Origin of the sequence: Streptomyces sp. NPDC059743 (genome assembly GCF_042732975.1) — a bacterium.
In the GTDB taxonomy this organism is placed as follows: Bacteria; Actinomycetota; Actinomycetes; order Streptomycetales; family Streptomycetaceae; genus Streptomyces.
This window is the reverse complement of record NZ_JBHWGS010000009.1, coordinates 276,383-301,522: the sequence shown is the minus strand read 5'-3', so window position 1 is coordinate 301,522 and position 25,140 is coordinate 276,383. Positions and strand designations below refer to the sequence as shown.

Genomic DNA, 25,140 nt, shown 5'->3' with positions numbered 1-25,140 from the left:
CTGGCACGGATCTTGGATGCTGATGGTGATGTTGCCGGTCACAGACTGAGTCGGCGGCACAGCTGTATCAGCTGACTGACTCGTGTGCAGGGCGCGGGTGCTGGTCGGGTGGGTCGTAGGCAAACAGCCGGATGATGTTGGTGCCGGCGGCGAAGACGTGTTGGGCGTGGGTGCGGGCCAGGCCCTTGCAGCGGCACTGGCGCAGACCCGGGCGTCGGGTCCTCCGCTCGCCAGCCCTACCCTCTGGCGCACCTGCTGATCAACGCCGACGTGTGGGTAGGGCTAGGCCGTGTCTGACACATCCCGTCTGGCTCGCGACGCCTGGCACGCACGCTCGCCGCGTTGTCGGAGTCAGCCGAGTACGTCCAGTACACAGCTGATCCTCCGCCTTGCGATCGCACGCACCACGGTGACATCAGCCGCTCCGCGGCGGGCGCGAGCCCCGCCCTGCGGGCGGACGACGCCATTTGTCAGACACGGCCTAGCGGCGGACTGCAACCTAGGACTGGTCATTCACCAGCGCGATGCTTCTGCATGGCCCTTGTGGTCTGCGAGATGGGTCTGTCGCCCGCCGAGGCCGTGCATGCGGCAACGAATGGCACTGCCTGGGCCTCGGTCTGCGACGACATCGGCCGCTTCACAGTCGCCGGCCACGCGGGCTTCGCCGTGCTCGACGTCACTATTCTCGTCCACCTGGCCTACCCTCCCCGCATCCCCGTCGTGCGCGAAGTCGCCGCCGGGTTCTCAAGGGTGTTGCACAACCCGCTGGGCGGGGATGCGCCGCATCCAGGTCGGCCGTGGCGCCTGCCGCTGCCGGAGCGAGTGCTGTTGGTCGCGGTGTATTACCGCACGAACCTGACCATGCGGCAGCTGGCGCCGCTGTTCGGCATCTCGTCCTCGACCGTGTGCCGGGTCGTGCAGCGGCTTGGGCCGCTGCTGGCTTTGGAGCCGGTGGCCCGTCCGGTCAAGGGGCCGATCGGTTGTGGATCGTGGACGTGGTCGCCACCGCGAGGCCGGCGCCCGGCAACAGGGCGGACGCCCACGTCTGGCGGGCCTCCGACCTGCCCGCCCAATGCGAAAGGGCGACCGTGCTCGGCGATGGTGCCTACCTGAACACCGGGCTCGTCGTCCCGCACCGAAAGCGGGCGGGTAGGCCACTGCTGCGGGTCCAGGAGGAGGACAACGCCGAACACCGGCGGGTCCGCGCCCGCGTCGAGCACGCCTTCGCCCGCATGAAGACCTACAAGATCCGGCGGCCGGTCAGCCTTGATGCCCCGCGGCAACAACGGTTTCAGTACCGCCCACTGCGCGTCTGTCAGATCTCCCCGAGCCACGGAACGTGATCATCACACGACCTTGATTCACTTCTGAAACGGGCCCTAGAACCAGACGGCCCGCGCCACCCGGCGGAAGTTGCCGCCGAGGATGCCGCGCACGTCGGAATCGGAATAGCCTCGGTCGAGCAGTGCCTGCTCCACCGTCAGTGTGGTCTCGGGATCGATGAACTGGATGACGCCCCAGCGGGTGTACTCCTCCGGGAAGAGGTCCGGGTTCGCCTCCAGGTCGGCCTGCGCGTCTTCGGCGTCGAAGGAGTAGTCCGAGCCGATGCCGACGTGCTCGGGGCCGACCAGTTGGACCGCATAGTCGATGTGGTCGACGTACGCCTCGATCGTGGCGGTGTTCTCGCCGAGGAAGATGCCGATGCCTGGGATGCCGATGACGCCGCCGGTCGCGGCGCACTGTCGTGCCTGCTCGTCGGTGACGTTGCGCGGGTGGTCGTACAGGCCCCGCATGGCCGAGTGCGAGTAGATCATCGGCTTGCAGGCCTCGCCGGCGATCGCTGAGATGTCGAGCCCGGTGCGGATCGAGCAGTGTGAGCCGTCGGCCATCATGCCGACCTGTGTCATGGTCCGGATGAGTTCGCGGCCGTAGGCCGTCAGACCGGTGTCCTGCGCGTCCAGGCACCCGCATCCGGCGCTGTTTGCGTTGTTGTACGAGGGAAGCAGTGACCGGACTCCGAGGTCGTAGAAGGTCTGCACCATGTCGAGGTCGTCGTCGACGGGGCGTGAGTCCTCGAGGTCGAACGCGACGACGATCTTTCCGGCCGCGTGCGCGGCGTCGATCTCCGCCACCGTTCCGGCGAGTTCCAGGTCGGGGTGGGCCTCGACGTCGCGGCGGAAGGTCTCGAGGAAGCCGAGGGACATCTCCTTGGTGTGCGGGGCGTAGCCGACGTTGACGCTGACGTAGGCGCCGCCGGGGCGGCGGTAACGCAGGATGTCCCCGACGTCGGCCTCCAGAGTCAGCGGCAGGCAGGCGTGCTGTTCCCAGAACAGGCGAGCGGTGGTCATGGCGGTCAGCGTAACCGGACACCGAATCAACCTTGCCTGTAGGATTCGACAGGCGAGGTTGCTCCAAACTGTCGAAGTCGACAACGATCAATGGCTGGTCGGGGTTTACGTTCAGTTCATGCCTGTGACCCCCGACACCCCTACCGGCCCGCTCGACGCGGGCCACTGGCAACAACGCCTCGACGAGCTCCGCGTCAAGCACGGTGTCCCCGGCGCCCAGCTCGGCATCCTCCGCCTGGACGCCCACGGCGCCGAGGACGAGATCCTCACCGTCGCCAGCGGCGTGCTCAGCGCCCGCGCCGGCTGGGCGGCGACCCCCGACTCGGTGTGGCAGATCGGCTCGATCACGAAGGTCTGGACCGCGACGGTGATCATGCAGCTGGTCGACGAGGGGCATTTCACCCTCGAAACGCCGGTCAAGGAGATCATCACCGACCTCACGCTGGGCGACCCGGACGTCGCGGAGAAGCTCACCGTCTGGCACCTGCTCACCCACACCAGCGGCATCGACGGCGACATCATGACCGACACCGGTCGCGGGGACGACGCGCTGGCGAAGTACGTCGCCGCGCTGGACACCGTCCAGCAGAACCACCCGCTCGGCGCGACCTGGTCGTACTGCAACTCCGGCTACATCATGCTCGGCCGGATCATCGAGGTCGTCACCGGCCGGACGTGGGATGCGGCGATCAAGGAGAAGCTGTTCACGCCGCTGGGGCTCGCCACCGCGACGACCCTGCCGGAGGAGGCGATCGTCTTCGCGCACTCGGTGGGTCACTTCGCCGGCGGCGAGAACCCGGTGCCGGCGTCGACCTGGGCGATCCCGCGCTCGTCGGGTCCCGCCGGCGGCATCAACGCCAGCACTGCCGAGGTGCTCGCCTTCGCCCGGATGCACATGCTCGGCGGCGTCGCGGCCGACGGCACCCGGGTCCTGTCGGCCGAGTCGACGGCGGCGATGGCCGCCTTGCAGACCGACTGCCCGGAGAAGATCCTGCTCGGCGATTCGTGGGGGCTGGGCTGGATGCGTGCGCTGTGGGACGGCCGCCGAGTGCTGGGCCACGACGGCAACGTGGTCGGGCAGTGCGCGTTCCTGCGGATCGTGCCCGAGGCCGGTGTCGCGGTCTCGCTGAACACGAACATCGCCAGCGCGCCGGACCTCTACCTCGACGTCTTCGAGGAGGTCCTCGCCGAGGTCGCCGGTGTCCGGATGCCCGCGCGCTTCAACCCGAGCGGCGACGTGGAAGTCGACATGACCCCCTACGTCGGACGCTACGGGCGCACCTCGGTCGCCCACGAGGTGCTCGCCGCGGACAGCGGGCCGAAGATGACCACCGAGTACTCCGGGGCGATCGCCAAGATGATCGCCGCCAAGGACCAGGTCGACGACCTGTATCCGACCGCCACCCCCGGCCTGTTCGGCGTCCGGCCCGGCGGCATGGAGTCGACCTACCCCGTCACCTTCTACTCGCTGCCGACCGGCGAACGGTACCTCCACTTCGGCGCCCGCGCGAACCCGAGGAAGGCCTGACATGAACGGCACCCAGAGCTGGCTGGACGCCAACTTCGCCAAACTCGTCCGCGACCACGGCGTCCCCGGCGCCACCGTGGCGGTGCGGCACCCCGGCGGCGAGATCGTCACCGCGGCCGCCGGCGTGACCAGCACGACCACCGGAGTCGAGGTCGACACCGACACGATCTTCCAGATCGGCTCGATCACGAAGCTGTGGACCAGCGCACTGGTGATGCAGCTCGTCGACGACGGGCTGCTGGACATCGACAAGCCGATCAAGACCTACCTGCCCGAGTTCGAGGTGGGCGCCGCCGATGCGACGAACACTGTCACCACCCGCCAGCTCCTGAGCCACACCGCCGGGTTCGAGGGCGACATCTTCACCGACACCGGCCGCGGAGACGACGCGGTCGAGAAGTACCTCGCCTCGATCCACGACATCCCGCAGCTGTTCGCCCCCGGCGAGGTCTTCTCCTACAACAACACGGGTTTCGTCGTGCTCGGACGGCTGGTCGAGGTGCTGCGCGGGCAGCCGTTCGACACGGTCCTGATGGAGCGTCTGGCGACCCCGCTGGGCCTGACCAGTGTGAGCCCCAGCCCGTATGAGGCGATCCTCAGGCGTGCCGCGGTCGGGCACGCCCCGGACGAGGACGGCAAGCAGGTCGCCGTTGCGACCTGGGCCCTGACCCGGTCCCACGCACCTGGCGGCGCGATGCTCGCGATGACGCCGTCGGACCTGCTGGGCTTCATCGGCATGCACGCTGCCCGGGGAGTCGCTCCTGACGGTCGGGCCATCTTGACCCCCGCGACCGTCGCCGCCATGCAGGAGCCCCAGGTCGAGGTCCCGATGCTCGCGCTGATGGGCGGCTACTGGGGTCTGGGCTGGGAGATCGAGGACTTCGACGGCATCCGCGCCATCGGTCACGACGGCGGCACGATCGGCCAGATCGCGTTCTGCCGCTGGATCCCCGCGACCGGCATCGCCGTCGCCCTGTTCACCAACGGCGGTGACGCGGTCGGGCTCTATCGCGCCGTGGCCGGTCACCTGCTCAAGGAACTCGCCGACGTCCTGCTCCCCGGCGGCCGGGTGCCGCCGGCCGAGCCGACGCGCATTGACCCCACGCCGTACCTCGGGCACTACGCCGACACCATCTACGACCTCACCGTGACCCTCGACGACGACGGCCGGATCTGGCTCGACCGCCAACCGAAAGACGTCATCGCCGAGCTCGGCGAGAAGCCGCTGCATGTCGAACTCGTCCACTTCGCCGGCGACTCCCTGATCGCCGTCGAGGCGTCCTCCGGCGTCCACCCCATCTTCGCCTTCGTCGGCCGCAACGATGCCGACCTGGCGAAGTTCGTCCACAACGGCCGCGTGATCGCGCGCGCCGCCTGACCACCAACCCACCGTATAGAGGAAACCATGAGGACTGTGCCCTTCCGCAGCAGCCCGACCAGCCTCGGTGTGCTGTCCATCGCGACCGTCGCTGTCCTCGGCCTGTCGGCCTGCGGCAGCTCAGGCGGCAACACGTCGTCAGCGGGCAAGACGTTCGTCGACGGCAAGACATTCACCCTGGCGCTGACCTCCGACCCCGGTGCGCTCGACCCGCAGATGGGCGCAACCGGCACGCTGTTCCAGGTCAATCGGCTCGCGTACGACAGCCTCGTGAGCGTCGACGACAAGGGCACGATCAAGTCCCAGCTCGCGAAGTCCTGGAAATTCGACGGCACCAAGGTCACGTTCGAGATCAACAGCGGTGTGACGTGCGCCGACGGCAGCGCCTTCACCGCTCAGACCGCGGCGGACAACATCGCCTTCGTCGAGGACCCGAAGAACCACAGCCCGCTGCTCGGGGTGAGCGTCCCGGCCGGGGCGAAGGCGGCGGTGAGCGGCTCCACCCTCACGGTCACGCTCGCGACCCCGGCGCCGTTCGCCCTGTCGTCGTTCGCGAGGCTGCCGATGGTCTGCGAATCCGGCCTCAAGGACCGTACCTCGCTGAAGGCGGGCACCGCGGGCACCGGCCCGTACACACTCAAGGCGGCGGTGCCCGGCGACCACTACACCTACCAGCTCCGCACGGGCTACACATGGGGACCCGGCGGCGCGGCCACCTCCGCGACCGGCATGCCGGCCACGATCGAGGTCAAGATCGTGTCGAACGAGACGACGATCGCCAACCAGATCCTGTCCGGAGCGGTGAACGCCGCCTCGATCGAGGGGCCGGATGCCGCGCGCCTGAACGCGGCGAAGGTCAGCCGCGTCGATGAGCAGGTCGTGCTCGGCGAGCAGTGGTACAACCACGCGACCGGCCACACCTCGGACCCCGCGGTGCGTGCCGCACTGACCCGGTCACTGGACCTGGGCCAGCTGCAGAAGGTCCTCACCTCCGGAAAGGGCGGCCCGGCCACTCAGCTCGCCGCCGTCGCACCGGCCGGCTGCACCGGGAACTCGGTGCAGGGCAACGTGCCGTCGACGGATGTCGCGGCCGCGACATCCGGCCTGGAGGCAGCCGGGTGGGCCAAGGGCGCCGACGGCATCTACGCCAAGGACGGCAAGAAGCTGACGGTGTCCCTGCTCTACGACACCACGTTCGGCACTGGCGGCGGCGCCGCCGCCGACCTCGCCGTGCAGCAGTGGAAGGCCGCCGGCATCCAGGCCACTGCGAAGGGGCTGGACCAGACCGGCATGCAGACCGCGATGTTCAGCACCGGCGACTGGGATGTCGTCTGGGAGCCGGTCAACGTCAACACCCCCGACCAGCTCGTCCCGTTCCTGTCCGGTCGCGGCGTCGCCGACGGCGGCACCAACTTCGCGGGCATCCAGAACGCCGACTACTCCGCCGGCGTCACGAAGGCCATGGCCCAGGTCGGCACCGCCGGCTGCAGCGACTGGCTGGCCGCCGAGGGCAAGCTTTTCGCCGCCAACGACGTCGTGCCGTTCGCCAACAGCATCCTGTCGTACTTCGCCAAGGGCGCGCAGATGACCGTCGTCAGCACCATCGTCCCGACGTCCATCCGGATGCTCGGCTGATAGCGGAAAGTGATCCAGTTCCCATGACCGCGTACGCACCGGAAGTCGCCTCCCGTCCCGCCTCCTGGCTGCACGGGCGGTGGACCCGATTCGCCCTCCGCCGTGGGGGGCGGCTGCTGATGTCACTGTGGATCCTGGTGACCGCAGCATTCCTCATGATCCACCTGGTGCCGGGCGACCCGGTGCGCGCCGCGCTCGGGATGACTGCGCCGCCCGATCTGGTCGCCGCGCGCCGCCAGTCGCTGGGATTGAACGACCCGCTGTTGACCCAGTACCTGCACTATCTCGGGAATCTTCTTCACGGCGATCTCGGCGAGTCGATCCAGAGCCAGCTGCCGGTCGCCCAGACCATCGGACAGCGGCTCCCGGCGACCGCGTCGCTGGCCGCTCTGGCCTTCGCGATCGCGATCGCGATCGCCCTACCGGTCGGCGTCGCGATCGCCGTGGCCACCCGGCGCGGCCGTCGCCGCCGTACCGAGCTCGCGTTCGCCGGCACCAGCGTCGTGTTGGGCTCCATCCCGGACTTCCTGCTCGGGGTCGCCCTGGCGTGCGTGTTCGCGGTCAACCTCGGGCTGTTCCCGGTCGCCGGGCGCTCCGGGCCCTCGTCCTACGTCCTTCCGGTGCTGGCCCTGGCCGTCGGCCCGGCGGCGGTACTCGCCCGCATCGTGCGCGTGGAGATGCTCGCGGTCCTGGAGACGGACTACATCCGCACCGCTCGCGCCAAGCGGCTGCCGGCGATGCGGATCAACCTGCGACACGCCCTGCCCAACGCGGTCACGGCGACGTTGACGCTCGGCGGCCTGCTCCTGTCGGCCATGGTGGCCGGCACCGTACTGGTCGAGAACGTCTTCGCGTGGCCGGGCCTCGGCTCCACGATCGTGCAGTCGATCGTCATCCGCGACTACCCGGTCGTGCAGGGCACCGTCCTCGTGTACGGCGTCATCGTGCTCGTCGTGAACACCCTCGTCGATGTGGCCCTGGCCGTCCTCGACCCCCGCTCAACGATCGGAGACCTGTGATGAACCGCTGGTCGCGCGCCGCGCGCACGCCGATGGGGCTCACCGGTCTCACCCTGCTCACCTTCGTGCTGCTGCTCGCGGTGTTCGCGCCGCTGCTGTGGGGCGACAGGGCCGACGCGGTCGACCCCGACAACCTGCTCGCCGGACCTTCGTTCGCCCACTGGATCGGCACCGACAACCTGGGCCGCGACCTGTTCTTCCGGGTGCTTGTCGCGACCCGGCTGTCGATCGAGCTCGCCCTGGCGGCCACGGCGCTCGCCACAGTCATCGGCATCCTCCTGGGCAGCGCACCGGTGCTGCTCGGACGCCGCCTGGGCCGCCCGATCACCGCGCTGGTCAACATCCTCGTCGCGTTCCCCGGCCTGCTGCTGGTGCTGTTCTTCGCCGTGGTGTTCGGCGTCGGTGCGAAGGGCGCCGTCCTGGCGATCGGGCTCGCCAGCGCACCCGCCTTCGCCCGGCTGTGCCAGACCCTGATCGCCAGCGTCTCCGAACTCGACTACGTCGCGGCCGCGAGGGTCGCCGGCGTGAACCGGCTGCGGATCCTCATCCGCCACGTGCTGCCCAACATCGCCGAGCCGCTCATCGTCAACATCACGATCAGCCTTGGCGGCACCCTCCTAGCTTTCACCGGCCTGTCGTTCCTCGGGCTCGGGGTGCAGTCCCCGTCCTATGACTGGGGCAAGCTCATGCAGGACGGACTCGCCGGCATCTACGTCAATCCGCTCGCCGCCCTCGCACCGGGCCTCGCAGTCATCATCGCCGGGCTGGCGTTCAACCTGACCGGTGAGGCGATCGCCGGCGCCTTCGGCGTCACCTCGCCGCGCGGACTGATCCACCCTGTCCGACGACCCGCCGCCGAACTTGGCGCGCATGTCGGGCAGGAGCTGGTGCTCGACGTACGCAACCTCACGGTCGCCTTCCCCGGCGCCGCTGCTGCGATCACCCCGGTCCGGGGAGTGTCCTTCAGCCTGAGCGCCGGCGAGGCCGTCGGCGTCGTGGGGGAGTCGGGGGCGGGCAAGTCCCTCACCGCGCTGTCGCTGGCCGGCCTGGTCGAGGAGCCCGGCGTCGTCGACGCCGACAGCGTCACCTTCGCCGGCAACAACCTCCTGCAGGGCGGCCAGGACAAGCTGCTGGGCACCTCACTCGCCGTGGTCTTCCAGGACCCGATGACGTCCTTCAACCCAGCGATGCGGATCGGCGCCCAACTCGCCGAGGTGGGCCGCTTCCACTCCGGGCTCGACCGGCGCAGCGCGCTCGCCCGCGCCGTAGACCGCCTGCACGCCGTGAAGATCACCGACCCTGAGCGGCGCGCCCGCCAGTACCCCTTCGAGTTCTCCGGCGGCATGCGCCAGCGGGCCATGATCGGCATGGGCCTGATGGGCACACCCAAACTGATCATCGCCGACGAGCCGACCACCGCACTCGACGTCACCGTGCAGAAACAGGTCCTCGACCTGCTCCAACAGGTGCGACGCGAGCAAGGCGCCGCACTCCTGCTGATCAGCCACGACGTCTCGGTCGTCGCCGACATCTGCACCCGGGTGCTCGTGATGTACGCAGGCAAGATCGTCGAGGACCTGCCCGCCTCGAAACTCCGCGTCGATGGCGGAGCCCAGCACCCCTACACCCGCGCGCTGGTCGCCGCCGTCCCCGACATGACCACCGACCTCACCGAGCCGCTCGCCACCATCCTCGGCCAGCCGGCCGACCCGAGCCAGGTCGGGAAAGGCTGCGCGTACGCCCCCCGCTGCCCGCTCGCCTCGGCGAAATGCGCTGAGAGGGACCCATCGCTCATCTCCGGCGCCAACGGCCACCGCGTCGCCTGCTGGCACCCCGGCGCACCGCTCGAACTGCTTCCGACCGGAGAGGTGGTCGCCCGATGACCTCGCTGGAATTCGACCGCATCTCGGTCCGCTACGGACAGTCCACCGTGCTCGACGACGTCAGCCTCATCGTCCCGGACGGCGAGGTCGTAGGACTGGTCGGAGAATCCGGCTCTGGCAAGTCCACGCTCGCCCGGGCCGCGGTCGGCCTGGCCCCGCTCAGCGGCGGCCGGATCCTGCTCGATGGCGCCCCGATGCGCCATCGCGGCCGCCGACGACCGGTGCAGATGGTCTTCCAGGACCCCTTCTCCTCGCTGGACCCCCGGATGACGATCGGCGCCTCGATCGCCGAAGCCATGCCGGATCTGCGCACCCGCGGCGCGCGCCGTACCGAGATCGCCCGCCTGCTGGAACTCGTCCATCTCGGCCCTTCCCGCGCCGGGCACCTGCCCGGGCAGCTCTCCGGCGGCCAGCGCCAGCGGGTCGCGCTGGCCCGCGCGCTGGCCGGCCGGCCGCGCGTCGTCATCGCCGACGAAATCACCTCCGCCCTCGACGTTTCGGTGCAGGGCGCGGTGCTCAACCTCGTCCGCGAGATGCAGCGGGATCTAGGCCTGTCGATGCTGTTCATCTCCCACAACCTCGCCGTCGTCCGTTACGTCGCGACCCAGGTCGCCGTCATGCAGGACGGCCGGATCGTCGAGCAGGGACTGACCGCCGACGTCCTGGAGCGGCCGCAACACGACTACACCCGCCAACTGCTCGCGGCCATCCCCGGAGGCGCCCGATGACCCGCCCGATCGGCATCGCCGACCTCGCCGACCTCGTGGTGCCGTCCGCCCCGGCGCTGTCGCCGGACGGTACCCAGGTCGCCTACGTCGCACGCCGCCACGACCTGGAAACCGACCTCACGTCGACCTCAATCCGGATCACGTCCACCTCCGGTGCCACCGCTACCCGGGCCCTGACACACGGCACGAAGGACGACGCGCCTGCGTGGAGCCCGGACGGCACAATGCTCGCTTTCACCCGCGACGGCCAGCTCTGGTTGCTGCCGTCCGCCGGCGGCGACGCCGTGCAGGTCACCGACTTGCCACTGGGCGCGGGCGTTCCGGTCTGGAGCCCGGACTCGACACAGATCGCGTTCGTCGCCCCAGTCGATGCCGCAGCCGCCGACGGTGAGGACGACGCCGCTCGTGCGCGGCGCGCGACGGCGCCGATCGTCGCCGAGACGATCGGGTACCAGTTCGACGGCCTCGGGTTCGTCCGGGACGTGCGGATGCAGCTGCACGTCGCGGACGTCGGCGACCACACCGTCCGCCAGGTCACCCGCCTCGCCGAGAACGTGCTGTCCGCGGCGTGGTCGCCCGACGGCCAGACGCTCGCCTTCGCCGCCAAGGCTGCCGGCGGGTCGGAATTCGACTACGCCGCCGCGGTACACCTCGTCCCCGCGCTCGGCGGCGAGCCGCGCATCGTCGCCTTCCAGCACGGCTACGCCGGTACGGTCGCGTTCGCCGGCGAGCGACTGGTCGTCGTCGGGCACGCCGGTCAGATGCGCGGCCATGCCCGGCTCTACGCGGTCGACCCGCACACCGGTGCCGCGACCGAACTCGCAGCAGACCTCGACCGCAATGTCATGCCGGGAGCTCCGGCGTATCCGGGCGCGCTGCCTGCCGCCACCGGTGCCGGCGAGGTCCTGTTCGCGGTGCGCGATCGCGGCTGCACCCACCTATACGCCGTGCCGCCGGCCGGCGGGCCGAGCCGTCTTGTGCTCGGCCGCGATGGCCAGGTGATCAGCGGTCTGTCGGTTACCGGATCCCTGGCGGTTACTGTCTGCTCGACGCCTACCTCATTCGGGGAGGTCGCACTGGTCGACGTCACGACCGGTGCGGCGACGATCCTGACCGACCACGGCACAGCCCTTGCCGGCCGCGAGATCGTCGAGCGTGTCCCGCGCGAGTTCGCGATCTCCGACGGTTCCCGCGTCCAGGGCTGGTTGATGCGCGCCGCGTGGGCCAACGGCGCGACGCCGCTGCTGCTCGACATCCACGGCGGCCCGCACAACGCCTGGAACGGCGCGGCCGACGAGGTCCACCTCTACCACCATGAACTCGTCGCAGCCGGCTGGACCGTGCTGGTCCTCAACCCCCGCGGCAGCGACGGCTACGGCGAGGCGTTCTTCGACGCCCTGCACGGTGGCTGGGGCACCGCCGACGCCCAGGACTTCCTGGAACCCATCGACCAGCTCGTCGCAGACGGCCTCGTCGATCCCGGCAAGCTGGCCGTGACCGGCTACAGCTACGGCGGCTTCATGACCTGCTACCTCACCGCGACCGACAAGCGCTTCGCGGCCGCCGTGCCCGGCGGGATCGTCAGCGACCTGACCAGCCTCGCCGGCACCAGCGACCTCGCGCACCTGTTGTCGACGCTCGAGGTCGGGGCCGTGCCGTGGAGCGACCGCGACGCCCTCGCCGCCATGTCGCCGTACACGTTCGTCGACCAGGTGCAGACACCGACGCTCGTGCTGCACGGCGCCGACGACGTGCGCTGCCCGATCGGCCAGGCGCAGCAGTGGCACTACGCCCTCCGGCAGCGCGGCGTGCCGACGCGGCTCGTGCTCTACCCCGGCGCCAGCCACATCTTCCCGGTCGCCGGCCTGCCGTCACACCGGATCGACTACGGCCGCCGTCTCATCGACTGGGTCACCCGGCACGTCGCTGGGACAGCACCAACCGTCACCCACCCGCAGAGCAGCGCATGACCACCATCGACACCGTCCCGACGCCCTACCCCGGGACCGACTCACCCGAGCCGGCACCGGAGAAGGACTTCATCGAGGACGGCGCGACGAGGATGCCCACGACCATGACCGCCCCGCCGTTTGCCCTTGACGAGCTGCTCGCTGACCTGCGACAGCTCATCGAATGCGAGTCACCTTCCTCAGATCTCGCCGCGATCGCGCGATCCGCCGACGTCGTCGCCGCCATCGGACGCGACCGACTCGGCTGCGAACCCGAACGAATCACCGTTGACGGCGTCTCTCACCTCAGGTGGCGTCTGGGCACGCGCGCCGAGGGCAGAGTGCTCGTGCTCGCCCACCACGACACGGTCCACCCACTCGGCACCCTCGCCACGACGCCGTACGACATCACCGACGGGGTCCTGCGCGGGCCCGGCTGCTTCGACATGCTCGCGGGGCTCGTCATGGCGCTGCACGCCATCGGCGCGACCGACGTTCGCGACGGAGTGACACTGCTGGTGACCGGCGACGAAGAACTCGGCTCCGGCAGTTCACGTGAGCTGATCGAAGCGGAGGCTCGCTCGTCCGCTGCCGTGCTTGTCCTCGAGGCCTCGGCCGACGGCGGAGCTCTCAAGACCGGCCGCAAAGGCGCCTCGATGTACGACGTCCTCGTGACCGGCCGTGCGGCGCACGCCGGCCTTGAGCCGGACAAGGGCGTCAATGCCACGGTGGAACTCGCCCACCAGGTGCTGGCCATCGCGGACCTGGGCGACCCCGACCTCGGCACATCGGTCACCCCCACCGTGATGCAGGCAGGCACCACGACGAACACCGTGCCGGCGACATCGATCCTCAGTGTCGACGTGCGTGCCTGGAGCAGCGCCGAGCAGCAGCGCGTCGACGCCGCGATGCGCGCCCTGGTGCCCGCGCTCCCGGGCGCCCGCCTCGCAGTCCGAGGCGGAATCAACCGCCCTCCACTGGAACACAAGTTCGCGGCGCCGCTCTACGTCCGTGCCATCGCGCTCGCCGCGCACCTCGGCCTGCCCGAGATCACTGCCGCCTACGTCGGCGGCGCCAGCGACGGAAACTTCACCGCAGGCCTCGGCATCCCGACACTCGACGGTCTCGGGGCCGTCGGCGGTGGCGCCCACGCCAGCACCGAGCACCTGTTCGTTGACCGACTGATCGACCGCACGGTGCTACTCCACGCCCTGATCGAGGACCTCCTCACCAACCCGCTGAAGGAGTCAGCATGAGCACCATCGCCCCCGCCGTAGTGACCGAGGCGGAGGCCGACGCGGAAAAGGCCGGCGTGGCCGCCGGCAGCGTCTTGCGTGAGCCCTGCAGCATCGGCGAATTCGACGAGCTCGCCGACCTGCTGGTCGAGATCTGGGGCGCACCCCAGCCGCTTATCCACAGCAACCTCATGCGGGCGATGAGCAAGGCGGGCAGCTACGTGACGGCCGCCTATGTCGATGGGCTGATGGTGGGCGGCTGCGTCGGCTTCCACCAGGCACCATCGGCCCGTACCCTCTACAGCCATATTGCGGGGGTGCGGCCCGAGCTGATCGGGCGCAAGATCGGGCTTGCGCTCAAACTGCACCAGCGGGCTTGGGCGCTCGATCGGGGCATCACCGCGATCGAATGGACCTACGACCCGCTGGTCGCCCGCAACGCCTACTTCAACATCGTGAAGCTCGGCGCGCGACCGGTGGCGTACTTGCCGAACTTCTACGGGCCGATGAAGGACCAGATCAACGGTGCCGACGACTCCGACCGCGTCCTGGTGCGGTGGGACCTTCTCGGTGACCTCGTAGGAGACGCCGGTACAGACAGCCTCACCACAGTCGCCGTACCCCCCGACATCGAAGATCTGCGCGTGACCGAACCGGCCGAGGCACGTGCCTGGCGGCTGCGGGTCCGCGACGGACTCCAGCCCCTGCTCGCCGCGGGCGCCCGCGTGGTCGGCTTCGACCGGGAGCGGGGCTATCTCATCCAGACCGACACCTTTGGAGACCACCGATGAAACTGCGCGTTATTGAGCTGCGACGGATCGCCATGCCGCTGGTCGGCCCGTTCCGGACATCCTTCGGAACCCAGACCGCACGCGACATTCTGCTGCTGAAGGTCGTGACCGACGGCGCGGAAGGGTGGGGCGAGTGCGGGGCCCTGCTGGACCCGGGCTACTCCGACGAGTACCTGGCCGGTGAGCTCGGGGTACTGAAGGACTACTTCATACCGACCCTGGCATCGAGTCGGGGACGCGACCGGGTCGAGGCGCACGGCGCGCACGCCGTCGCGGATCTGCTGCACCCGTTCAAAGGCCACCGGATGGCCAAGGCGGTCCTCGAAATGGCGATCCTGGATGCGGAGCTCCGCGAGGAGGGCCGGTCGTTCGCGCGTGAGTTGGGCGGCGTTGTCGACCGCGTTCCGAGCGGCGTGTCGGTCGGCATCTTCGAGGAGATCCCGCAGTTGTTGGACGTCGTCGGCGGTTACCTGGACGAGGGCTACGTCCGAATCAAGCTGAAGATCGAGCCCGGCTGGGACCTGGAGCCCGTGCGCGCGGTACGTGAGCGCTTCGGGGACGACGTGCTGCTGCAGGTCGACGCCAACACGGCCTACACCTTGCGCGACGCCCGCCATCTCGCCATGCTCGACGACTTCGGGCTGCTGCTCATCGAACAGCCGCTGGAGGAGGAGGACGTGCTGGGGCACGCCGAGCTGGCCCGCCAGGTCAGGACACCGATCTGCCTCGACGAGTCCATCGTCTCCTCGCAGACGGCGGCCGCGGCGATCTCGCTCGGCGCCTGCTCCATCATCAACATCAAGCCGGGCCGCGTCGGCGGCTACCTCGAGGCGGTGAAGATCCACGACCTGGCTGTCGCACACGGTCTGGCCGTCTGGTGTGGGGGCATGATCGAGACCGGCCTGGGGCGAGCCGCCAACATGGCCCTCGCGTCCCTGCCCGGCTTCACGCTGCCTGGCGATGTGTCCGCTTCCGGCCGTTTCTACAAGACCGACATCACCGAGCCGTTTGTACTCGAGGAGGGCCACATCCGCGTCCCAACCGGCCCTGGCCTCGGTGTCACGCCTATCCCCGAGATTCTCGACGAGGTCACCACGAGCATCGAGCACATTGAGTTCTGAGGCGATGATCGGTCCGAACCGGCGCCCCGGCCTGGGCGGTTGTAAGCTTCAGGCCGTGAACCAGCGACCCCGGGCAAGCCTTGGCCGTGTCCTTGACGACCTCGGGGACACACTGCTCGAGCTCCTATGTGGCGAGCCGGCGCATGAGGGTGAGATCAGCGGCATTGTCATCGACGACCCCATCGACGAGCCGGTCTTCCCGCCCCGCGCGCTGGCGCTGGGGGTTGGTGTCGACGGCTCCGCGCTCGGGAGCTTCGTCGCCCGGATGGCCGCGCACGGCGTGGTAGGCGTCGTGGTGCGGTCGGTGGACGTCGATGACGAGGTACGTCGGCAGGCGGAGCGCTCGGGTGTGGCGGTGCTCGGTCTGCGGAGGGGCGCTACTTGGGCGCAGCTGACCGCGCTGCTGCGCTCCGTGCTCGCTACCGACGAGATCACTGTTGGTGCGGACGAGTCACTGGGCGGGCTGCCTTCCGGTGACCTTTTCGCGGTCGCCAATGCGGTCGCTGCGCTGCTCAACGCCCCGATCACGATCGAAGACCGCAGCTCGCGCGTTCTGGCCTTCTCCGGGCGGCAGGAGGAGGGCGACCCGTCGCGTGTCGAGACCGTCATCGGGCGCCAGGTGCCCGAACGCTACTCCCGCCTGCTGACCGACCAGGGCGTCTTCCGCGAGATCTACCGTCAGGACGGGCCGGTCGTCGTCGATCCGGCCCGCCTGGGCCATGAGGCTGTCAGCAAGCAGCGCGTGGCGATCGCGGTGCGAGCAGGCGACGAGGTGCTCGGATCGATCTGGGCGGTGATGGAGGGTGTGGTAACGCCGGAACGTCGTGCGGCCTTCACCGAGGCTGCCCAGCTGGTAGCCCTGCACTTGCTGCGTGTCCGGGCCGGGGCTGACGTGCAACGTCGGCTGAGGACGGACCTGGTGAGCACGGCGCTCGAAGGAGGTTCGGGAGCGCGGGACGCCCTGGTCCGGCTAGGGCTGAGCGGCAAGTCGGTCATCGTCTTGGCGGCCTCGCTGCCGTCCGATGACGACAGGCTCTCCGAGCGGGCCGCCGAAATGGACCGCCTCGCCGACGCGATGGCGGTCCACCTGTCGGCAAACGTGCCCGGTGCCGCGGTCGCGCCGGTCGGCGGCGTCCTGTACGCGCTCGTACCGGTGCTGCCCGGCGGTGGCGACCCCGAGGAGCGCGTGCTGCGGCTCAGTGATGACTTTCGGGAGCGAGTCGGTACCAAGCTGCCGGCCATTGTCGCCGTCGGGGCCGTCGGCGCGGAGATTGAGGGCCTTGTCCAGTCGCGCGCTGTTGCCGATCGCGTTCTCAGAGTGCTGCGCGAGGGGCTCATCGCACGGCCGGTCGCGCGACTCGCGGACGTCCAGACGCAGTCCCTGCTCCTCGATCTGCGTGATCTTGCGACCGCACGCGGTGAGCGCCTCACCGGACCGGTCGCCGAACTGGTCGAGTACGACCAGGGCAACTCCGCTGGGCTGGTGGAGACCCTCGCGGCGTGGCTCGATGCTCAAGGCGATGTCACCACTGCTGCAGCGGCGCTGTTCATCCACCAGAACACTCTTCGCTATCGGCTGCGGCGCATCACCGCAATCACAGGCTTCGACCTCGCCGATCCCGAGCAGCGCTTCGCCGCGATGTTGCAGTTGCGCGTGCTTGCCCCACGCTGAGATTCCCTAACTTGTCGATCATTCAACAGTCGTAGGGAGTGGGCAGCATCCGCATCGAGGGATCCTCAGCCGTCGTCACGGGGGGCGCGTCCGGGTTGGGGCGGGTCACCGCCGCCCGGCTTGTCGAGCTCGGGGCCAAGGTGGTGCTGCTCGATCTGCCGACGTCACCAGGCGCGCAAACGGCTAAGGAGCTCGGGGAACGCGCTGTCTTCGTCGCCGGAGACGTTCGCACTGAGCAGGACGCCGAGCGGGCTGTGGCCGCCGCCGTCGAGCTCGGACCGCTGCGGGTGACGGTGAACTGCGCCGGGATCGGCAGGGCCGGTCGTACCGTCGCCAAGGACGGGACGCCGTACTCGCTCGACGCTTTCCGGCAGGTTGTCGAGATCAACCTCATCGGGACGTTCAACGTTCTGAGCCGCGCCGCAGCTGCGATGGCCGCTACCGAGGCCGTGGACGGGCAGCGGGGCGTCATCGTCAACACCGCGTCGGTCGCCGCGTTCGACGGGCAGATCGGGCAGTGCGCGTACTCAGCGTCGAAGGGCGGCATAGTCGGCATGACGCTGCCGATCGCCCGCGACCTCGCCGCCTCCGGCATCAGGGTCCTGACGATCGCGCCCGGCCTATTCGAAACGCCGCTACTCGGCACACTTCCGCAGCCCGCGCTGGACAGCCTCGGCGCCCAGGTTCCATTCCCGGCCCGCCTCGGCCGTCCGTCCGCGTACGCCGAGCTCGTCGCCGCAATCGTCGCCAACGACTACCTGAACGGCGAGGTGACCGCCTCGATGGCGCAATCCGCATGGCGCCTCGCTGAGGCGGAAGCGGAACGACCTGCTCGCGAAGAACTAGCCTCAGACTCTGTCAGGCCACGGGCGAAACGCTGCGGGTCAGGCCGACTCAAGCCGCTCCACGACGGCTTTCAACGTAACCGTGCGCCGCGGCGACCCTGTCCTGGTCGAAAACCCGGCCATTGGGTCTGACCTTGGGGTTCACGCGACCGGCCGGTATTCGTTGAGGAGGCCGGCGAGGCGTTGTCGGAGTCGGATGCGGTCGGTTCGGGCGGGGAACGGGATGATGGTCGGGTCGTCGTTCGGGGCGCGGAGCGCGAGTCCGTCGCCTTGGTGGCTGCGGGCGTTGTTGTTCTCGTCCCACGTACCAAGGCCAGCGAGGTATGTCGGCAGGAACTCCGGGAGCGTACCCGGCGCATGCGTGTTTTCGTCCATACACCCTTACTCGGCTCCGACGGCGACGATCTTGACGCGATTCACGCCACCGCCGAGCGGTTCATCGCCACCATCCGCGCCGAGTGCACCGACCGGATCCTCATCTACAAGGAACGGCACCTGCACCACGTGCTCGAGGGGCGCGGCCTCGGCCGTGGAAGAGCGGGCGGCTGGTTGTGCCAGTTCGGTCGCGAGGTCGCCAGGCAGGAGTGCGAGGTCGTCGGCCAGTTCCTCCAGTCCTATCGCGATCGGCTGCGCTGTGGAGGGCACCGTGGTCGTGGCACCAGGAGGACGCGCTCTGCAGGAACTGATGGAGCCGGGCAAGCGCACCATGGTCATCACCGACGGTGTGCTCGAACACCTCGGTGAACTCTTCGCGGGTGGAGGCGGCCAGGAGACGGTCCGTCGCGGCGAGGACGGACGCTCCTGATTCCGGTTCTGGCGGCGCGGACGTGGCGCGGCGACGGGGGACGATGACTGCTCCGGTCGCGTCGCGCGGGATCCAGACCGGTACGCGACGCCCGTACTCGTAGGTGTAGTAGTCGGGCGTGCTGCTGGGGCGCTGCATGGTGAACTCCTTGGTACGAGCATGTGCGGGGGTCTCTGCCAGCGGCGACGGACAACGCGGCAGCTCGCGCGGACGTGCGGCCAATTACTCGCAGCCGCTGCCTCTTGACGGCGCCGGCGGTGACGGCGAGTCCGGCGATGCCGGTGCGGTGGAGGTCGTCCTGGCCGCCGCTGTCCGAGGCCCAGCGCACGAACCGGTACGTCGCGTACGGGCACAGGAGCACGAGGATCATGACGACGATGCCGGCGAGGGCGTCGGAGAGGGCGGCCATGCCGTCCTGGGGGTCCGACTTGCCCATGGCGCTCACCCCGATGAGGAACACCACGGTCATCAGGAGTTTGCTGACGACCAGGGTCGCGGTGGCTTCGATCCAGCCCCTCCGCCACCGCTTCGCCGCCTCCCAGCCACCCCCCGCCCCGGCGAACACCGCGAGCGCGACCAGGATGAGTACGCCGACTTTGCGGGCGACCATGACGCCCCAGTACAGGAACGCGCCGATCGCGCAGCCCAGGGCGACGAACGCCGGGACGCCCCAGCCGAGCCCGTACATCGCTCCCAGCTCGTTGACGCTGATGACGCGGCGGATCGCGTCGTCCACCGAGGAGTTGGCCGCCTGGAACAGGCCGGCGGACAGGGCGTCGACGACGGTGAGGGCGACGGTGGTGAAGGCGATGGCGCAGAAGGAGAACAGGATCCCGGTCATGGTGCCGAGGGCGGCTTGGGCGAGGGCGCGTTCGTCGCGCCGCCAGGCGGCCGTCATGAGCTGGAGGCAGAACGTGCCGACGGTGATCGCCAGGCCGATGGGGAGCAGCAGCTCGTAGTTGGCGCGGAACCAAGAGGCGTTGAGGTCGATGGCGGTGGTGGTGTTGACGGCATTGGCAGCCAGGTCGGCGGCGGTGGCGGCGACCTCGCCCATGGACTTGGCGATCCAGGCGCCGATGCCGTCGGTGACGGCGCCGCCGGGGTTGGTGACGAAGTCGACGGTGTCGCAGACGCTGCCCATCAGCGGAGGGTCGCAGACATCCATGGCAGTACCTCCTTATCTGGTGGGTTGGGGTCAGGGCGCGACGGCGGGCAGGACACCGGCCAGAGCGCAGGGCCGGGATGGGCGGCACTGGACGGCGAGGGTGACGGTGCGGGCCTCGGCGCCTCCGCGCGGAGCGCCGGTCCAGGCGATGGACTGTTTGCCCGAGACGGTGACCGCGTAGATGTACGCGGTGGTGATCGCGCCGGGGTCGGCCTGCAGGGCGCGGGTGAACGAGTCGGGGAAGTGGGCTTCGTTCACGGTGGCGGTGGCGTACTGGCCGTGGTCGGCCATCCGGCCCCACAACACTGGCGAAGGCACAAGGGCATCGACCGAGCCGGGATCCGCGTACTTGGGCTCGCTGGTCAGCCACGTGTGCAGGGCGGCAAGCCACTTCGGCTGGGAGTGGGGCCGCGTGTCGTACGGCCAGAGCGCTACCGCAGCCGCTTTGCCGAAGGCGATCGGATCGTGCGTAGACAGCGGGACAGGCAGAGCAGAGCGGCTCCCGGGCGTCGGTGGTGAGGCGGGACCGACGGGCGCAGTGGACGATGGGGAAGCCGAACTCGCCACTGAATCCGGTGCGTTGGAGGAGACGGAGGAGGCCCTGCCGTCGCGGGTGAGGTAGGCGGTCAGGCCGGCGAGGACAACGAGCACGGCCAGGACAGCAGTGCCGATCAGCGCCCGGCGGCGCGAGGACGATGTACTGCCGGGGTTCGTTGCACGGGGAGACATCAGTGGACCTGCGTTCCCAGCGTGCTGAAGAACGCCACCACGCCGTTCGCCGCACCCGGCAGGAGTGCTGCGCCGAATGAGACGAGTACGCCCTTCTTGCCGTTGGCTTCGGCCTGGTGGCCGCCGGAGTGGTGGCCCCAGGCCCACACGCTCGCACTGACCGCGAGCGCACCGACCGCGCCGATGAGACCGAACAGGTTGATGGACCCCATCACCTGCTTGAGGACCTCAAAACCCGGTAGTCCACCCTCGTTGGGCTTGATACCGGGGTCGTAGGCAAGCTGGACGACCTTGTCGGCGAGAAACATGGAGAACTCCGGTTCGATTCAGGGCGCGCGAAAGTGCGCCCGGGGGACAGTGGGAACAAGCGGAGGTAGAGGAGGTGCCGTCAGAGGACTCGGCGGGCCGCGAGGATCTGCGGCTTCCAGTCGGCGAGGGCCGCGATACGGACCACGTCACCGGTGTGCGGGGCATGGACGATCAGCCCCTGGCCGATGAACATCCCAACATGCTCAGGGACTCGGACGGTCCCCTCGGTGAAGAGCAGGTCGCCGGGTTTGAGGGCGTTGACCGGGACCGGCTTGCCTTCCCTGACCTGCGTGGAGGTGGTCCGCGTCAGGGTGACCCCGGCGGCCTTGTACGACTGCTGCATCAGGGAGGAGCAGTCGCAGCGGCCCATCGGGTCCGGCCCGTGGGAGTCTGTACAGCTCCCGCCCCACTGGTACGGGGTACCGAGCTGGCCCAGCGCCCACCGGATCGCGGTCCGCACCTTCAGCGGAGCGCCGGCCGGAATCACGTATCCGGCAGGCAGGGCACCGGCCGGGATCGTCCCGAAGCCACTGCCGTCCCCGCCGGCCGCACAGCCGCCCGCGGGATCCGCCGAGGGAACACTCGGGATACCGGGACCGGACGTCACGGGATCCGGTGACGGATTGCCGGTCGTCGTCAGCAGGGGTTCGATCGCCTTCTGCAGGGCTGTGGCCAGCGGTTCCCATTTGGCGTAGGCGTCGGGGAAGCCCGAGCGCTGCACTGCCTGGGCGGCCTGGGTGACCCGTCAACGACTCCCAGCCCGACACCTTCCGCAGCGCCTGGTAGAACTTCGTCGCTGCGTACACCGGCTGCATGATCTGCTCGGCGGTTCCCCAGCCCTGCGACGGCCGCTGCTGGAACAGGCCCAGCGAATCACGGTCGCCGTAGTTCAGGTTCCGCAGACCGCTCTCCTGAAGGGCGGTGGCCAGTGCCACGGTCTGCCCGCGGGCCGGGAGGTGCATCGCGACACCAGTGGCCTGAATGGTTTTGGCGTTGGGCACCTGCTCCGCCGGATCGTCCAGCCCCGGTACGGAGACCGGGCTGTTGCCGCCGCCGTCCAGGATTGCCTTCACCTGCGCGGCCACGGCCGCGGTATCCACAGCCTGTGTGCCGCCGGTGGAGCAGGAGGCCGAGGCGCTCGCGGCCGTGACGACCAGGAGAGGAGAAGCCAGCAGCAGTGCTCCGGCGGAGACGAGCCCGACGAAGGCACCGGTGGTTTTCTTCACCGCCGACGCCGTTCGCCAGGGCGGACGGCCCAGCAGGGCAACGGGGTTGGGTTAGGGCGTGGGCGTATCAGGACATGCTGCATCGCAGCGGCTCCTCGGAGTTTGTAGGAGGCGCGGTGCCGGTTCCTCGTGGAAAGCCGCCGGCACCGCGCCGATATGAATCCGCCCTGATGAAGGCGGGCCCAGGTCAGAGGAGTTGGTAGCTCCCGGACGCCGGTCTCGGGTCATGCGCGGCAGCCGGCCACGCTCGTAATCTCAGGCAATACACAGGGGTCTCCATGCGTCTTCCAGAACGGGGACCAACGAGCTTTCCGTACAGCGCATTTGGACGCGGCAACACGGATCAGCACAGGTCAGCGGGGGTGGAGCGGAACTCCGCCTCGGTGACTTGGCGAGACAGTAGACGCGATGTCCGGCCGCACCAAACGACCTGCGAACCGGCAAGCCGGGCAGGGCTTCGGGCTTGTTGGGTGCGGCCGGAAAACGCGTCTACCCTCCGGCGTAAACCCCTCCGACCGGTCTCCGCCGACCGCCGAGCGGAGCGGGCACAGTCCCGCCGCGCCCAAAAGAGAGGCTCCGCGTATGAGCTACACGCTGCACCGAGGCGATGCCCTCACCGTGCTGAAGACCCTCCCGGACGAGAGCGTCCACGCCGTCATCACGGACCCCCCGTACAACAGCGGCGGACGCACCAGCTCCGACCGCACCAGCCGCACCGCACGAGCCAAATACGTCACCACCGGCTCCGCCCACGACCTGCAGAACTTCCCCGGAGAGAACCGCGACCAGCGCTCCTACCGGAGCTGGCTGACCGCCCTGCTCACCGAGGCATACCGCACCGCGACCGAACACACCGTCGCCATGGTCTTCTCCGACTGGCGCCAGGAACCCACCACGTCCGACGCCCTGCAGATGGCCGGCTGGACCTGGAGCGGCACCATCCCCTGGATCAAACCCGCCAGCCGCCCCCGCAAGGGCGGCTTCAAACAGTCCGCCGAGTTCATCACCTGGGGCGTCAAAGGCGGCCTCGACAAAACCCGCAACCTCTACCTGCCCGGCCACTTCACCGCGTCCCAGCCCCGAAAAGACCGCGTCCACATCACCCAGAAACCCGTCGAGATCATGCGGAAACTCGTCCAGATCTGCCCCGAAGACGGCACCGTCCTCGACCCCTTCACCGGCTCCGGAACCACAGGCGTGGCGGCACTGCGCGAAGGCAGGCACTTCGTCGGCGTCGAACTCTCCTCCCACTACGCCGACGTGGCCGAGCGCAGGCTCCGCGCCGAACTGACCCAGGACGACTTCGTCCTCGCCGGCCCGGAGGCATGAGCATGAGATCGCCCAGGCCAGGGACCACAGGCCGCAGACGCCAAAGGGCGGCGTGTGCATCGTGACACCGATGCACACGCCGCCCTTCCTCTTGCGTCAGGCCGCTTCAAACGCCCGCCGGATCAGCGGGGCCGCCTTCTCCAAGTCGGCTGCCGAGGCGATCCGGACCTCCAGGTCGCCGGTACCGTGGTGGCCTATACCGCGCATGGCGGGCGAGAAGCCTCGCTCCAGCGACACGGTGTCCGGATCGACCTTCGGATGGACCAGAATCATCCCGCGCTTCGGACGGAAGATGACCGAGGCGAGGTTCACCATCCGCCGGTAGGCGATGTAGTGCAGCGGCGGAGCCGCCTCCACCTCACCCCACGCGGTCAACGACTCGTCCAACTCGCCGTACAGATCCCGCAGGCAAGCAGGAGCCGCACCCAAGGTCGCCTGGACCGACGGCTGTCCAGCATCGCCGCTGACATCAGCGGCCACCTTCCGCTCCCGACTCTGCCGCCGAGCCGGAGCCGGACTCGGACTCCCGGGGGCGGACTCGATGAGTGACAAGCTCAGCAGTCCGCCGTCGAAGACGCGGTAGCGCACCAAGTCGATCCGCTCGCGCAGACGGTGCACCGCGACCCGGTCATGGTGCGAGAAGCCGGCGGCGATACACACCATCCGCGGATTCCGCCAGTCGATCCCCTCGGCGGCCTCGGAACCCAGCCTCTCCTTCACCAGCGCCTCGAACTCATGACGCGCGGAGCACACCCACGACAGGTAGGACACCGCCTGCGACATGACCCCGCTGTCGGCACCCTTCTTGTACTCGATCACCACCGGGGTACCGTTCTCGTCCAGCCCGAGCGAGTCAACGCGCCCCCGGTGCCACGGCCCCGTCGGGTACTCCGACGCCAGGAAGCGGATACCGAGCATCGCCTCCATGTCGGCCTCGATCCGACGCTGCAGCTCCGCCTCCAGCGCCACCGTCGAACCACGCAGCTCGACGTCCCGGCCGCTCGCGTCAAGCCGGAACAATTTGAGGTCGGTCACCGGTACTCCCGTCTTCTCGCGCTGTTACCGCGAATCAACGAACCGGACTGGATATTCCCCGTGTCATACAACATCTTCGGATCCTTTCCGGCTGCACGAAGATGCGGAGTCTGCCGCCGTCGGCGGCTCAGGGCCTGGCACCTGCCAATCTCAGAACGGACTGTTCGGGGCGCTTTGTCGGGTGAAGGGTCTGCGAGGCCGCCATCCGTCGTGTGACCTCGGTTCGCGCCTGACCCCGAGTCGTCCGTACGGGTGAGGGACGCTCGTCAGTGGTTTGGCGCCGTTCGGCGTTGTTTGCACTCATTCGGGTGACGGGGGCTTCCGGTGGGGTGATGGCGGAAAGTCCGAGGGGTGAAAGGGGTTCGCGGGGTGGGGTAGCGCCCGTCGGAAATGGCGGCGTCCGGTCCTCC

Annotated in this window: 20 protein-coding genes and 2 pseudogenes; 14 read left to right on the top strand and 8 right to left on the bottom strand. The window is 69.3% G+C overall.

Going from position 1 to position 25,140, the window contains the following annotated elements:
- Positions 1–768: 768 nt before the first annotated feature.
- Positions 769–1,256, top strand: a pseudogene (locus tag ACFV6H_RS18400) (transposase family protein); the annotation flags it as partial.
- Positions 1,257–1,379: 123 nt separating this feature from the next.
- On the opposite strand, the gene ACFV6H_RS18395 reads toward ACFV6H_RS18400, so the two are convergent.
- The gene (locus ACFV6H_RS18395) at positions 1,380–2,348 is read right to left on the bottom strand and encodes a dipeptidase (RefSeq protein ID WP_385542978.1); all 969 of its coding nucleotides are present in this window, start codon (positions 2,346–2,348) and stop codon (positions 1,380–1,382) included.
- Here ACFV6H_RS18395 and ACFV6H_RS18390 point away from each other — a divergent pair.
- The 12 genes from ACFV6H_RS18390 to ACFV6H_RS18335 are packed head-to-tail and all read left to right on the top strand — an operon-like array spanning position 2,347 to position 18,264.
- Positions 2,347–3,876, top strand: coding sequence for a serine hydrolase domain-containing protein (locus tag ACFV6H_RS18390; protein ID WP_385542975.1), 1,530 nt, complete (start codon positions 2,347–2,349; stop codon positions 3,874–3,876). The genes ACFV6H_RS18395 and ACFV6H_RS18390 overlap by 2 nt on opposite strands.
- 1 nt (position 3,877) lies before the next feature.
- Positions 3,878–5,254: a serine hydrolase domain-containing protein gene (locus tag ACFV6H_RS18385; RefSeq protein ID WP_384987555.1), complete on the top strand. Its 1,377-nt coding sequence runs from the start codon at positions 3,878–3,880 to the stop codon at positions 5,252–5,254.
- A 27-nt stretch (positions 5,255–5,281) separates the two neighbouring features.
- Positions 5,282–6,889, top strand: coding sequence for an ABC transporter substrate-binding protein (locus tag ACFV6H_RS18380; protein WP_385542971.1), 1,608 nt, complete (start codon positions 5,282–5,284; stop codon positions 6,887–6,889).
- Between the two features lie 23 nt (positions 6,890–6,912).
- Positions 6,913–7,908: an ABC transporter permease gene (locus ACFV6H_RS18375; RefSeq protein WP_384987559.1), complete on the top strand. Its 996-nt coding sequence runs from the start codon at positions 6,913–6,915 to the stop codon at positions 7,906–7,908.
- Positions 7,908–9,791 (top strand): dipeptide/oligopeptide/nickel ABC transporter permease/ATP-binding protein, encoded by a 1,884-nt coding sequence (locus ACFV6H_RS18370; RefSeq protein WP_385542967.1) that lies wholly within the window; start codon positions 7,908–7,910, stop codon positions 9,789–9,791. The genes ACFV6H_RS18375 and ACFV6H_RS18370 overlap by 1 nt, the downstream gene beginning before the upstream one ends.
- Positions 9,788–10,519 (top strand): ABC transporter ATP-binding protein, encoded by a 732-nt coding sequence (locus tag ACFV6H_RS18365; RefSeq protein WP_385542964.1) that lies wholly within the window; start codon positions 9,788–9,790, stop codon positions 10,517–10,519. The genes ACFV6H_RS18370 and ACFV6H_RS18365 overlap by 4 nt, the downstream gene beginning before the upstream one ends.
- Positions 10,516–12,489 carry a S9 family peptidase gene (locus ACFV6H_RS18360; protein ID WP_385542961.1) on the top strand — a complete coding sequence of 658 codons (1,974 nt, stop codon included), beginning with the start codon at positions 10,516–10,518 and terminating at the stop codon, positions 12,487–12,489. The genes ACFV6H_RS18365 and ACFV6H_RS18360 overlap by 4 nt, the downstream gene beginning before the upstream one ends.
- Positions 12,486–13,724, top strand: coding sequence for a M20 family metallopeptidase (locus ACFV6H_RS18355; RefSeq protein ID WP_385542958.1), 1,239 nt, complete (start codon positions 12,486–12,488; stop codon positions 13,722–13,724). Before ACFV6H_RS18360 ends, ACFV6H_RS18355 begins: the two co-directional genes overlap by 4 nt.
- The gene (locus ACFV6H_RS18350; protein WP_385542955.1) at positions 13,721–14,494 is read left to right on the top strand and encodes a GNAT family N-acetyltransferase; all 774 of its coding nucleotides are present in this window, start codon (positions 13,721–13,723) and stop codon (positions 14,492–14,494) included. Before ACFV6H_RS18355 ends, ACFV6H_RS18350 begins: the two co-directional genes overlap by 4 nt.
- On the top strand, positions 14,491–15,615 hold the full coding sequence (gene menC / locus ACFV6H_RS18345; RefSeq protein WP_385542952.1) for an o-succinylbenzoate synthase: 1,125 nt from the start codon (positions 14,491–14,493) through the stop codon (positions 15,613–15,615). The genes ACFV6H_RS18350 and menC overlap by 4 nt, the downstream gene beginning before the upstream one ends.
- 55 nt (positions 15,616–15,670) lie before the next feature.
- The gene (locus tag ACFV6H_RS18340; protein ID WP_384987573.1) at positions 15,671–17,287 is read left to right on the top strand and encodes a PucR family transcriptional regulator; all 1,617 of its coding nucleotides are present in this window, start codon (positions 15,671–15,673) and stop codon (positions 17,285–17,287) included.
- A gap of 38 nt (positions 17,288–17,325) precedes the next feature.
- The gene (locus tag ACFV6H_RS18335) at positions 17,326–18,264 is read left to right on the top strand and encodes an SDR family NAD(P)-dependent oxidoreductase (protein WP_385542948.1); all 939 of its coding nucleotides are present in this window, start codon (positions 17,326–17,328) and stop codon (positions 18,262–18,264) included.
- Positions 18,265–18,273: 9 nt separating this feature from the next.
- Here the strand turns inward: ACFV6H_RS18335 and ACFV6H_RS18330 are convergent, their stop codons facing one another.
- From ACFV6H_RS18330 to ACFV6H_RS18305, 6 genes and pseudogenes are all read right to left on the bottom strand, one after another.
- A complete protein-coding gene (locus tag ACFV6H_RS18330; RefSeq protein ID WP_385542945.1) occupies positions 18,274–18,507 on the bottom strand; it encodes a hypothetical protein in 234 nt (77 codons plus the stop codon).
- A 6-nt stretch (positions 18,508–18,513) separates the two neighbouring features.
- Positions 18,514–18,777, bottom strand: a complete 264-nt coding sequence (locus ACFV6H_RS18325) for a hypothetical protein (protein ID WP_385542942.1) — start codon at positions 18,775–18,777, stop codon at positions 18,514–18,516.
- 68 nt (positions 18,778–18,845) lie between these two features.
- On the bottom strand, positions 18,846–20,102 hold the full coding sequence (locus ACFV6H_RS18320) for an ATP-binding protein (protein ID WP_385542939.1): 1,257 nt from the start codon (positions 20,100–20,102) through the stop codon (positions 18,846–18,848).
- Positions 20,103–20,132: 30 nt separating this feature from the next.
- Positions 20,133–20,831, bottom strand: coding sequence for a hypothetical protein (locus ACFV6H_RS18315; RefSeq protein ID WP_385542936.1), 699 nt, complete (start codon positions 20,829–20,831; stop codon positions 20,133–20,135).
- Positions 20,831–21,139 carry a DUF6112 family protein gene (locus tag ACFV6H_RS18310; protein ID WP_385542933.1) on the bottom strand — a complete coding sequence of 103 codons (309 nt, stop codon included), beginning with the start codon at positions 21,137–21,139 and terminating at the stop codon, positions 20,831–20,833. The genes ACFV6H_RS18315 and ACFV6H_RS18310 overlap by 1 nt, the downstream gene beginning before the upstream one ends.
- An 80-nt stretch (positions 21,140–21,219) precedes the next feature.
- Positions 21,220–22,366, bottom strand: a pseudogene (locus ACFV6H_RS18305) (C40 family peptidase).
- A 582-nt stretch (positions 22,367–22,948) separates the two neighbouring features.
- Here ACFV6H_RS18305 and ACFV6H_RS18300 point away from each other — a divergent pair.
- Positions 22,949–23,695: a DNA-methyltransferase gene (locus ACFV6H_RS18300; protein WP_385542930.1), complete on the top strand. Its 747-nt coding sequence runs from the start codon at positions 22,949–22,951 to the stop codon at positions 23,693–23,695.
- Positions 23,696–23,791: 96 nt separating this feature from the next.
- On the opposite strand, the gene ACFV6H_RS18295 is transcribed toward ACFV6H_RS18300, so the two are convergent.
- Positions 23,792–24,730, bottom strand: coding sequence for a hypothetical protein (locus ACFV6H_RS18295; protein ID WP_385542927.1), 939 nt, complete (start codon positions 24,728–24,730; stop codon positions 23,792–23,794).
- Positions 24,731–25,140: the final 410 nt, after the last annotated feature.